General features: G+C 70.1%; 5 protein-coding genes and 1 pseudogene. 4 read left to right on the plus strand and 2 right to left on the minus strand.

Translation table 11 applies throughout. The annotated features are described in order from the left end of the window. Positions 1–34: 34 nt before the first annotated feature. Complete coding sequence (locus tag ACLQ3F_RS30440) at positions 35–1066, minus strand: polysaccharide deacetylase family protein (protein WP_425853048.1); 1032 nt, start codon at positions 1064–1066, stop codon at positions 35–37. A gap of 427 nt (positions 1067–1493) precedes the next feature. Between ACLQ3F_RS30440 and ACLQ3F_RS30445 the strand changes: the two genes are divergently transcribed. From ACLQ3F_RS30445 to ACLQ3F_RS30455, 3 genes and pseudogenes are all read left to right on the plus strand, one after another. Further along, on the plus strand, positions 1494–2573 hold the full coding sequence (locus ACLQ3F_RS30445; RefSeq protein WP_425853050.1) for a glycoside hydrolase family 19 protein: 1080 nt from the start codon (positions 1494–1496) through the stop codon (positions 2571–2573). A 273-nt stretch (positions 2574–2846) separates the two neighbouring features. Continuing rightward, positions 2847–8468, plus strand: a complete 5622-nt coding sequence (locus ACLQ3F_RS30450) for a GH92 family glycosyl hydrolase (RefSeq protein ID WP_425853052.1) — start codon at positions 2847–2849, stop codon at positions 8466–8468. Between the two features lie 92 nt (positions 8469–8560). Beyond that, a pseudogene (locus tag ACLQ3F_RS30455) lies at positions 8561–9010 on the plus strand (phosphotransferase); the annotation flags it as partial. Positions 9011–9297: 287 nt separating this feature from the next. Here ACLQ3F_RS30455 and ACLQ3F_RS30460 read toward each other — a convergent pair. Continuing rightward, positions 9298–9930: a TetR family transcriptional regulator gene (locus ACLQ3F_RS30460; RefSeq protein ID WP_425853054.1), complete on the minus strand. Its 633-nt coding sequence runs from the start codon at positions 9928–9930 to the stop codon at positions 9298–9300. A gap of 211 nt (positions 9931–10141) precedes the next feature. On the opposite strand from ACLQ3F_RS30460, the gene ACLQ3F_RS30465 reads away from it, so the two are divergent. Continuing rightward, positions 10142–11644 (plus strand): MFS transporter, encoded by a 1503-nt coding sequence (locus ACLQ3F_RS30465; protein WP_425853056.1) that lies wholly within the window; start codon positions 10142–10144, stop codon positions 11642–11644. Positions 11645–11657 lie beyond the last annotated feature (13 nt).

Genomic DNA, 11657 nt, shown 5'->3' on the forward strand with positions numbered 1-11657 from the left:
CGCACCCACCGCGCACGACTCAACCTGGGCGATGTCAACCCGAGGTGCAGGAGCGGATCTGTGGGCGGGCGCTGCTGTTGCCGTTGGTCATCGTGGTGAAGCCGAAGGTGTTGCCACTGCCGTTGGACCGCATGGTCATGACTGTCCCGCTGCTGTCCCAGGTGGCCGTGCCGTTCCAGACGGTGGAGATCCGCTGCGGCGAGGTGATGGCCACGACCACGGTCCACGTGCTGGCGCCGCTGACCGTCACCGACGTGTTGTACCTGTCGCCCCAGACGTTGGGGGTCGTGGCGGTCGCTGTGCAGGTGCCGCCGGAGGGCGGCGGGGTGGTCGGCGGTGGAGTGGTCGGCGGGGTCGTGCCGTCGGGCGCGACCGCGCGGCCGGTGGACGGCGAGATCATGCCGGGGCACAGGTTGCGGCTGGTCAGGTTGGCCATGATCTGGGGGATGGCGTCGCGGGTGTTCTGGATCCCGTCGTGCATCAGGATGACCTGACCGGCCTGGAGTCGACTCGCGTTGGACACGATCTGGCTGACGCTGGCGCCGTTCCAGTCCTGCGAGTCCACGTCCCAGATCACCTGGCGCATGCCCAGTGACGACGCCACCGACTGCAGGGTGGAGTTGGTCTCGCCGTACGGGGGCCGGAACAGCACCGGCCGGCTGCCGGTCGCCGACTGGATCGCCGAGCTGGTCTGGGACAGGTCCGACTGCATCTGGGACTGGCTCATCGAGGTCATGTGGGCGTGGTTCCAGCTGTGGTTGGCGACCCACATGCCGGCGGCCACCTGTGCCTGTGCGGCCGACCCGTTGTTCTGGACGTTCTGCCCGACGTTGAACATCGTGGCCCGTGCGCCGTTGTTGCGCAGCACGTTGAGCAGCGCGCTGGTGCTGCCGGTCGGGCCGTCGTCGAAGGTGAGGCCGACGTAACCGTTGCAGGTGGCGGCGCTCGACGGGGTCGAGGTGGCGGCGAGGACGACGCCGCACATGGCGACCGCGCTGGCGAGGACGGCGAGCGCCGCGCGCAACCGCCTCGACCACAGGGCCGTGCGGGGGAGAAGTCTGCTCATCTGGTGCCCCTTCTCGCAGACCCGGACGGCGGACGGCGCAGTCCGGACAGGTGTGGTGGTGGGTGGATCGCGGCCTGCTGTCGCATCGACCTCAGTGGATCGGAGTATTACAGCGAGAATTCGAACACGTCAACAAGTTCCGGAATCACTCCGGAACAGGGCGGGGCGGCTCGTGGGGCATGCACGTGCCGTGGCCAGTTGTGACTGCGCTGACGTTGATTTGCCGGGGAGTCGATCGACGCAAAGCGCAGCATTGGAGAGAAGCATGATCCGGAAATTCATCGGAAGTATCGGCGGCCGGCCACGGAGTTGCCGTAGTCCGAGGGCGACGGATTAGTAAAGACTGTGAACAGATGATGTTAGAGTCACTTGCATCGATATCCGGCTCGGATCTCGGGCCACTGGGGCCCAAGGAAGGAGCAACCACATGACAAGACTCCGCGCGCTGGTCGCGCTGGCCGCGTTGATCGTCGCCGGCGGACTGGTCGCGATCATCCCGGCCACCGCCGCGTCAGCGGCGGCCTGCTCGGCGTCGTGGCAGGCCTCGGCCGTCTACTGGGGAGACGCGCAGGTCTCCCACAACGGCCGCAACTACCGGGCGAAGTGGTGGACCCAGAACGAGGCCCCGCCGGGTACGACCGGCGTCTGGGAGGACCTCGGCGCGTGCGGAGGCGGCACCACGCCACCCACCGGGGGGACCTGCGCCTACCCCAACTGGGCCGCCGGGACGTGGTACGCCACCGGGGCGATCGTGCGGTACACCAACGGCCTCTACTACATCGCCGAGCACGACAATCCCGGGTACGACCCCGTTGTCAGCACCTGGTACTGGGAGCCGTACACCTGTGGTGGCCAACCACCGACCACCCCGCCGCCCACCGACCCGGGGGGCTTCGTGGTCACCGAGGCCCAGTTCAACCAGATGTTCCCGGGTCGCAACTCCTTCTACACGTACTCCGGTCTCGTCGCCGCGCTCAGCGCCTACCCGGCGTTCGCGAAGAGCGGCAGTGCCACCGTCCAGCGGCAGGAGGCCGCGGCCTTCCTGGCGAACGTCTACCACGAAACCGGCGGGCTCGTGCACATCGTCGAGCAGAACACCGCCAACTACCCGCACTACTGCGACCCCGGCCAGTCCTACGGGTGTCCCGCCGGGCAGGCCGCCTACTACGGGCGGGGGCCGATCCAGCTCAGTTGGAACTTCAACTACAACGCCGCTGGCAACGCGCTCAACCTGCCGCTGCTGACCAACCCGTGGCTGGTGCAGACCGACGCCGCGGTGGCCTGGAAGACCGGTATCTGGTACTGGATGACCCAGAACGGGCCGGGCACCATGACCGCCCACAATGCGATGGTCAACGGCGCCGGGTTCGGTCAGACCATCCGCAGCATCAACGGCTCGATCGAGTGCAACGGCGGGAACCCCGCCCAGGTGCAGAGCCGCGTCACCAGGTACCAGCAGTTCGTCGGCATCCTCGGCGTGTCCGCAGGAGCCAACCTCTACTGCTGATCGGTGCCCGGGCCTCGGCGTACGTCATCCGACGGCGTCGAGGCCCGGCGCGTCGGCGCCCGGGCCCGGTGCGGGCGGCTGCCGTTTCGGCGCGGCCAACCCGTTGACACGGCCGTGTCGCGCCCGGAACTATCAGCGGCAGTCCACAGGCCCGACTCCCGTTGCTCACGAACTCACATGACAACGATGTCAGGGCTCGGCCCACCACCCGCTCCACACTGCCCAGACGTTCGACGAACTCGACCCGGTTCGAGTCGAAAGGCTCCGTCCCTCATGTCGCACACCCCCCTTGCGCGTCCACTCTCGCGCCGCCTGATCGCGGCGACGACAACAGCCCTGCTACCCCTGGGCCTGCTCGTCGCCACGCCCCCGGCGAACGCCGCCCCCACCCCCGCCACCCCCGGCAACTTCACCTCCTCGTTCGAGTCCGCCGACCCGCAGCCCGCCACCAGCACCGTCGAGGTCGGCCCCAACGGAAAGCCCGTGCAGGCCAACCTCAGCGGCAAGGTCGCCACCCTGCCGGGCAGCCTGCTCGGCCAGGTCAGCGCCGTGACCGCGAGCGACGAGAACAAGCCGCGCGAGGTCGCCGCGAACCTCGCCGACGACGACCCGTCGACCAAGTGGCTCGTGTTCGCGTCCAGCGGCTGGGTGACCTACCAGCTCGCCAAGCCGGCAACAGTGCGGCGCTACTCGCTGACCGCTGCCAACGACGCGCCGACCCGCGACCCGAAGGACTTCGTCGTCCAGGGGTCGAACGACGGCAGCACCTGGACCGACCTGGACAAGCGCGCCGGCGAGAAGTTCAGCGGACGCTTCGCCACCAACACGTACAGCTTCACCAACCCGGACGCCTACGGCTTCTACCGGCTCAACGTCACCGCGAACTCCGGTGACTCGCTCGTGCAACTCGCCGACTGGAACATCAGCGACGGCTCGGACGTCCGCCCGCCGGCCACCCCCATGGTCAGCGAGGCGACCGCCGGCCCGAACGGCGGCTACACCACGAAGCCGGACGTCGGGTTCACCGGACTGGCCGCGCTGCGCTACTCCGGCGGCGCCGAGGGCAACGGCCGGTCGTACGCGACGAACAAGCTCTTCGACGTCAGCATCCCGGTCGGGCCGAAGACCCGACTGTCGTACAAGATCTTCCCCGAGTTCACCGGCGGGGACGGTCGGTACCCGTCCACGTACACCGCCGTCGACCTGCACTTCACCGACGGCAGTTACCTGAGTGGCCGCTCGGCCGCCGACCAACACGGCTACCCGCTCACGGGCGCCGGCCAGGGCGCCTCGAAGGTGCTCTTCGCCGACCAGTGGAACCTGGTGCAGGCCGACCTGGGCACCGTCGCACGCGGCAAGACGATCGACCGCATCCTGCTCGCGTACGACAATCCGCAGGCCACCGGGGAGACCCGGTTCCAGGGTTGGCTCGACGACATCGAGCTGACCGCCGCGCCGGCGTCGATCGACGGCTCGAAGCTCACCAACTACGTCGACACCCGACGCGGCACCAACTCGACGGGCGGCTTCTCGCGCGGCAACAACCTGCCGATCACCGCCGTACCGAACGGGTTCAACTTCTTCACCCCGGTGACCGACGCGACCTCCGACTCGTGGGAGTACGAGTACCACCGGAAGAACAACGAGGCCAACCTGCCCATGCTTCAGGGCCTCGCGATCTCCCACGAGCCCAGCCCCTGGATGGGTGACCGCAACCAGATGTCGGTCATGCCGGTCGTCGGTGGCGGGTCGCTCACCGGTCAGCCGGCCAGTCGTGCGCTCGCCTTCACCCACGACGACGAGACGGCACAGCCGGACCTCTACCGGGTCACGCTCCAGAACGGCCTGGTCGCGGAGATGTCGCCCACCGACCACGCCGGGATCATGCGGTTCACCTTCCCCACCGGGCAGCCGACCGGAAGCCTCGTCTTCCACAACGGCACGTTCACCATCGGCACGGACGGCACGTTCACCGGTTGGGTCGACAACGGCAGCGGCCTGTCGGCCGGTCGGAGCCGGATGTTCGTCTCCGGCACCTTCGACCGGGCGCCGACGGCGTCCGCCGCGACCTCGGCCACCTTCGACATCTCCGGGTCGCGGGAGGTGACGATGCGCCTCGCCACGTCGTTCCTCTCCGTCGACCAGGCCCGCCGTAACCTCGACCTTGAGGTCACCGGCAAGAGCTTCGACCAGATCCACGCCGCCGCGACGGCCGCCTGGAAGGACCGGCTCGGCCGGGTCGAGGTGCGGGGCGCCACCGAGGCGCAGCTCGTCACCATGTACTCGAACCTGTACCGGCTGAACCTCTACCCGAACTCGCAGTCGGAGAACACCGGCACCGCCGCCGCGCCGCGCTGGCAGTACGCGAGCCCGGTCTCGGCGCCGACCGGCGCGTCGACCCCCACCCGGACCGGCGCGAAGATCGTCGACGGGCAGATCTACGTCAACAACGGCTTCTGGGACACCTACCGCACCGTGTGGCCCGCCTACGCGCTGCTGTACCCGGACGTCGCCGCCAGGATCTCCGACGGGTTCGTCCAGCACTACCGCGACGGCGGCTGGATCGCCCGCTGGTCGTCCCCCGGCTACGCCGACCTGATGACCGGCACCAGCGCGAACGTGGCACTGGCCCAGGCGTACCTCACCGGGGTCAAGCTGCCCGACCCGCTCGCGGCGTACGACGCGGCCGTCAAGGACGCGACCGTCGCGTCCGGGCGCAGCGCGGTCGGGCGTAAGGGCATCGAGAGCTCCCTGTTCCTCGGCTACACGCCGACGTCCACAGGGGAGTCGGTCTCCTGGGCGCTGGAGGGCTACATCAACGACTTCGGCATCGGCAACATGGGCGCGGCGCTCGCCAAGGACCCGGCCACGCCGAAGTCGGAACGTGCCCGGCTCACGGAGGAGTCGCGGTACTTCCTGGAGCGGGCCCGCAACTACGTCCACCTCTTCGACCCGAAGACGAAGCTCTTCCAGGGCCGCGACGCCGCCGGCAACTTCCTCGCCGGTGACCCACTGGACTGGGGTGGCGTCTACACCGAGACCAACGGGTGGAACTTCGCGTTCACCGCCCAGCAGGACGGCCAGGGCCTGATCAACCTGTACGGCGGGCAGAAGGCGCTGCGGGACAAGCTCGACGCGTTCTTCACGACTCCGGAGAACGCCGACCGCCCCGGTGGGTACGGCGGCGTCATCCACGAGATGCTCGAAGCGCGCGCGGTGCGAATGGGTCAGCTCGGCATGAGCAACCAGCCGTCGCACCACATCCCATACATGTACAACGTCGCCGGCGCACCCGCCAGGACCCAGGAGACGGTGCGGGAGATCCTGCGGCGTCTCTACGTCGGCAGTGAGATCGGCCAGGGCTACCTGGGCGACGAGGACAACGGCGAGATGTCGTCGTGGTACATCCTCAGCTCGCTGGGCATCTACCCGTTGCAGGCCGGGTCGTCCGAGTGGGCGATCGGCTCGCCGCAGTTCACCAGGATGACAGTGCGCCGCAGCAGCGGCGACATCGTCGTCAACGCGCCGAACAACAGCGCGGCGAACGTCTACGTGCAGGGCGTCTCGGTCAACGGCAAAAAGCAGCGCGGCCTGTCACTGGATGTCGCGACGCTCGCCAAGGGCGGCACCATCGACTTCCAGATGGGATCCAAGCCGTCGTCGTGGGGCAGTGGCAAGAACGACGCCCCGCCGTCGCTCACCAAGGGCGACGAGGCGCCCAAGCCGTTGCAGGACGTCACCGGCCCCGGTCTCGGCACCGCGACCGCCACCGGCGGTCAGGACGCGTCGAAGCTGTTCGACGACTCGTCGACAACGCAGCTGACCTTCGCCTCGGCGACCCCGCAGATCACCTGGGCCTTCCGTGGTGGCAAGCAGAAGCCGAAGTACTACACGGTCACGTCCGGGGCCGCTGCCGGCGATCCGGCGGACTGGCGTCTGCAGGGCTCCAACGACGGTCTCACCTGGACCACAGTGGACGCCCGTGCCGGTCAGGTGTTCCCGTGGCGCAACCAGACCCGCCCGTACTCGATCGACAAGCCGGGGCGGTTCGCGCAGTTCCGCCTCGCCGTCACGAAGACCGTCGGCGCCGCGCAGACCACCCTCGCCGAGGTTGAGCTGCTCGCCGGCGGTGACCTCGACCTCGGGGGCGGCGACATCACCGTCACCGCGGCGGACGGCGTGCACGCGACCACCGGCGTACCCGTCTCGGTGCCGCTGGCCACCGTCACCGGCGGCGACGCCGGTGGCTACCAGGCCACCATCGACTGGGGTGACGGCACGCCGGCCACCGGGGGCACCGTGACGTTGAGCTCGCGGGCCGTCTACCGCATCGGTGGGTCGCACACCTACACCACGCCCGGCTACCACCAGGCGAACGTCACGGTGACCGACGGCGAGACCCAGAGCTCCACGACGGTCGGCGTCGAGGTGGCGTACGCCCCGGCCTCCGGTCTCACCGCCGCCTTCGACAGCGTCTGCGTCGGCGACGAAGGGGCCCTTGCCGCGGACTGTGACGCCAAGTCCTGGGCCTACTCCCGGGCCGCCCTGGCCGCCGGTGGTGCCACCCAGGGCCAGGCCCAGCAGGTTCCCGGAACCGCGCTGCGGTTCACCCTGCCGGTGATCCCGGCCGGGCAGCCGGACAACGCCACCGGCAACGGGGCGAACGTCGTCCTCGACCTTCCGGAGGACGCGAAGAGCATCTCGTTCATCGGCGCCGGAACGCAGGGCAACCAGAGCACCACCGGCACGGCGACGTTCAGCGACGGCAGCACGGCCAGCATTCCGATCCAGTTGAGCGACTGGACGCTGGGCGGCAACGCCAACGGCACCCCGTCCTACGGCAACATCATCGTCACCCGGACGGCGTACCGGTTGCAGGGCACGAGCCGCGACGGCGCCCAGCCGTTCCTCTTCGCCACCGCGCCGTACCAGATTCCGGCGGGGAAGACGCTGGTGTCGGTGACCCTGCCGACGCAGACCGGTGACCCTCGCTCGGCGGGTCGGATCCACGTGTTCGCCGTGGCCAACGACGGCACGCCCGCCCCGGCGCTGACGACCGCCGCCCCGAAGAGCCAGACGGCCACCGCCGGCCAGGCCCTCGCGGCGAACCTCGGTGCGGTGACCGGCGGCGTTCCCGGTACGACGGGCTACCGCGCCCGCGTCCAGTGGGGTGACGGCACGGTTCCGGACGACGTGACGATCGGCGCGTCGGGTGCGATGAGCGGCCAGCACACCTACGCACGGGAGGGCACCTACACGGTGCGCGTCACCGCGTGGGACACGCTGTCGAGCAGCACCGAATCCTTCACCGTGACCGTGGCTCGGGGCGGATCGCAGCCGGCGATCACGCTGTCCGCGTCCGGCGCCGTCACCACCGGCGGCGCGATCACCGTCACCGGCAGCGGTTTCGCCGCTGGCGAGCAGGTGACCGTCAACGTCGGCACCGACCCGGGCCGGACCATGAAGGTCGCGGCCTCCGCGACGGGAACGGTCCGCGCTTCGGTGCCGACCTCCGGTGACGCGCAACCCGGCCGGTACGCCGTCACCGCGACGGGCGCGTCCTCGCGTACGCCGGCCACGGCCACCGTCCAGGTGACCGGGGAGCCGCAGGCGCGGACCTACCAGCCGCGGGTTTCGCTGTTGACCACCTCGGGCCCGCGCGGCACGTCGATCATGGTCGACGGTTCCGGGTTCGCGCCGAACGAGGTGGTCACGATCGCCTTCGGGACCGGACTGGCGGTCAGCACCGTGCGTGCGAACGGTGACGGCGTCATCTCCGGCGCGACGGTCAGCGTTCCGGGCGCGGCGAAGGCGGGCGCGACCAGCGTCACGCTGAACGGCGCCACGTCGGCCACCGAGGTGTCCCGACCGTTCACCGTCACCGTCACCGGCTAGCACCGAGCCGGGGACAACGCAGCGTGGGGCGGGCCGTGATCACGGCCCGCCCCACGCGCCTGTCGCGCAACCCACTGTTAGCGTCGTCTGCCATGGCCGATCACGCGCTGCTCGCCTCGGGGCGCGACGCCGACGTCTACGTGCTCGACGAAGCGCGGGTGCTGCGCCGCTACCGCCAGGGCGGGGACAGCGAGCCTGAGGCGGCGTTGATGGCGTACGTCGCTGCCGCCGGCTACCCGGTGCCCGTGGTGTACGACGCCCAGGGGCCCGACCTGGTGCTCGAACGACTCGACGGCGAGACTCTCCTGGCGTCGATGCTCGCCGGGCGCACCGGCGTCGGCGCGGCCGCCGACCTACTGGTGGGCCTGCACGACCGCCTCCACAGCCTGCCGGCCCGGTTCAGCGTCGATCCGGCGGACCGCGTCCTGCACCTCGACCTTCATCCACAGAACGTCATGGTGACCTCGCGCGGGCCAGTGGTCATCGATTGGCGTAACGCGACCGAGGGCCCAGCCGACCTGGACGTGGCCATGACCGCTCTCATCCTCGCCGAGGTTGCGGTCAGCCCGGACCCGCAGCTCGCCGATCTTGCCCGGGACGGCCTCGACGCCTTTCAGCAACGCGCCGAAGCACCCCGGGCCAGCCAACTACGACATGCCGTGGGTCTACGCCGGTCGACCCCGCGCTCTCCGCGGTCGAGAAGTCCGCCCTGGGCCGCGCCGCCGCCCTGGTCCATACCCGCGTCGGCTGACCGGCCGTGCGCTGGCAGGTGCGCTGGCAGTGCCGAACGGCGCGCGCCGGGTCCCGGGATCGGCCTCTCGGCCCGCGCTCAGTGCGGTGGCAGCAGCGCGTCGACCAGGTCGCGCAGCGGCCCGACCAGGTCATGCTCGGTGGCTGAACTCAGCGGTTCCAGCCGGATCGACGACCGCAGCACCGCGACTCCGATGCCGGCGGCGAGGGCAATCTGGGCGTGGAGCAGGAGCTGTTGGCTGTCCGGATCGCCGGGACGCCACCCGCGGGCCGCTGCCAGTTGTTCGCTGGAACGGACCAGCACGCCACGCCGGATCTCGTCGGCCTCCGCGTCCCCGGACGACCGCAACAGCAGTGCGAGCTGGCTCGACAGGCCCGCCGCGCCGAGGCCGGCGATGTGCCGGGCGATGGCTTCGGGCACCCGGTCGGCGGGCGTCTGACCGGTGGTTCGGCCCAGTTCGTCGCCAGCGGCACGCAGGCACGCCTCGAACAGGCCTTCCTTGGACGTGAAGTAGCGGCTGATGAGCGCCACGTTGACGCCCGCGTCGTCGGCGATGTCCCGGACGGTGGTGGCCGCGTAGCCGTCCCGGGCGAAGCGTTGGCGGGCGGCGTCGAGCAGCAACTGCCGGGTCTCGGCCGCGTCCCGACGGCGACGCTGGGCTGGTTCGCCGGCGGTGTTGCCGGTCGCGGGGACGGGCGGTTCTGCTGTCACGACGCGCGTCCTTCCTGTCGCTCTGGCGCGGAGTCGGTGTGTTGCCGTCCATCCGCCGCTCGGTGCGGGGCAGCAAGTAAACATATGTTGACTTTCCGTCGACCGCAAGGTCCGGTACGACCCGAGGGTGACGTAAACGACTGTTGACATGAGTCCGGGGCTGCGGATACTGGCTAAGTCAGCAAACGTTTACATCTAGTTCGGGGATCTCATGACCCACACCATCGAGGAGTCGACGAACCTCGACTCCGCGTCCGGCGCCGCCCCGCGCGCCAACAGCAGCCTCCTGGTGCTGTACCTGTCGCTGGGCGGCCTGGCGTTCGCGGTGCTCCAGTCGCTGGTCGCGCCCGCGCTGTCGACCATCGGAAGGGACCTGGGCGTCTCGACCGGAGACATCAGCTGGGTGCTCACGGCGTACCTGTTGGCCGCCTCGGTGTTGACGCCCATCCTCGGACGTCTCGGTGACATGGTCGGCAAGCGCCGGGTCCTCATCGGCGTCCTCGCGGCCCTCGCCGCGGGCACACTGCTCGCCGCTCTGGCCCCCAACCTGACCGTGCTGATCGTCGCGCGGGCGCTACAGGGAGCCGCCGGAGCGATCCTGCCGCTGTCGATCGGCATCGTCCGCGACCAACTGCCCCGGGAGAAGGTCGGCGTCACCGTCGGCCTGCTGTCGGCGATCTTCGGGGTCGGCGCCGGTGTCGGCATCGTGGCCGCGGGCCCGATCGTGGAGCACCTGTCGTGGCACTGGCTGTTCTGGCTGCCACTGGTCCTCGTCGTCGTCGCGCTGCTCGGAACCATCTTCGGGATGCCCGAGTCGCGGGTCCGCACGCCCGGACGGCTCGACATGCTCGGCGCGGCCATCCTGTCGGTGTCGCTGGTCTCGTTGCTGCTGGCCGTGAGCAAGGGGCAGGGCTGGGGCTGGACCGAGCCGAAGACCATCGGCCTGTTCCTGCTCGGGGTGGTCGCGATGGTGGTGTTCGTCCGGGTCGAGCTGCGGGTACGCGAGCCCCTTATCGACATGCGCCTGATGCGGATCCGCGGTGTCTGGGCCACCGACCTCGTCGCCCTGATCCTCGGTTTCGCGATGTTCGGGACGTTCGTGCTGGTACCGACCCTGCTGCAACTTCCCGCGGGCACCGGGTACGGGTTCGGCAAGACGGTGTCCCAGGCGGGCCTGTTCCTGCTGCCAACCGTCCTGATGATGGTGGTCTTCGGCCCCCTCGCGGGTCTGCTGGACCGCCGCTTCGGCCCCAAGGTGCCGATGTTCCTCGGCACGGTCGCGGTCGTCGTCGCGTTCGCGCTGCCGGCGCTCGCGCACGGCGCGACCTGGCAGGTGCTGCTCTCCGGGGTGCTCACCGGCGCCGGCATCGGCCTGGCGTTCGCGGCGATGTCCAACGCCATCATCGAGAGCGTCCCGGCCGGGCAGACCGGCGAGGCGAGCGGCGTCAACACCATCGCCCGCACAATCGGCAGCAGCATCGGCGCGGCGGTCGTGGCGGCCGTCATCACCTCGAACAGCACTCCACAGGGGCTACCCACCGACACGGCGTTCACCGCCGGCTTCTGGGTGTGCGCGGGCGTCGCGGTCCTGGCCGTCTTCGCGGCACTCGCCCTGCCCTCGGCGCGCCGCCGCCACGAGCAGGCCGTCGCCGCCGGTGTCGACGACCTCCCGCCCGAGCCGGTCGAGCTGCACCTGCCCACTCGGCAGCACTGAGCAAGCGGCTGAC

The sequence above is a fragment of the Micromonospora sp. DT15 genome, assembly GCF_049841475.1.
Lineage (GTDB): Bacteria > Actinomycetota > Actinomycetes > Mycobacteriales > Micromonosporaceae > Micromonospora.

Excerpts from the sequence above, each read along its gene's own strand:
- ACLQ3F_RS30440 (WP_425853048.1), bottom strand. The coding sequence starts at position 1,066 with ATGAGCAGACTTCTCCCCCGCACGGCCCTGTGGTCGAGGCGGTTGCGC.
- ACLQ3F_RS30445 (WP_425853050.1), top strand. The coding sequence starts at position 1,494 with ATGACAAGACTCCGCGCGCTGGTCGCGCTGGCCGCGTTGATCGTCGCC.
- ACLQ3F_RS30450 (WP_425853052.1), top strand. The coding sequence starts at position 2,847 with ATGTCGCACACCCCCCTTGCGCGTCCACTCTCGCGCCGCCTGATCGCG.
- ACLQ3F_RS30465 (WP_425853056.1), top strand. The coding sequence starts at position 10,142 with ATGACCCACACCATCGAGGAGTCGACGAACCTCGACTCCGCGTCCGGC.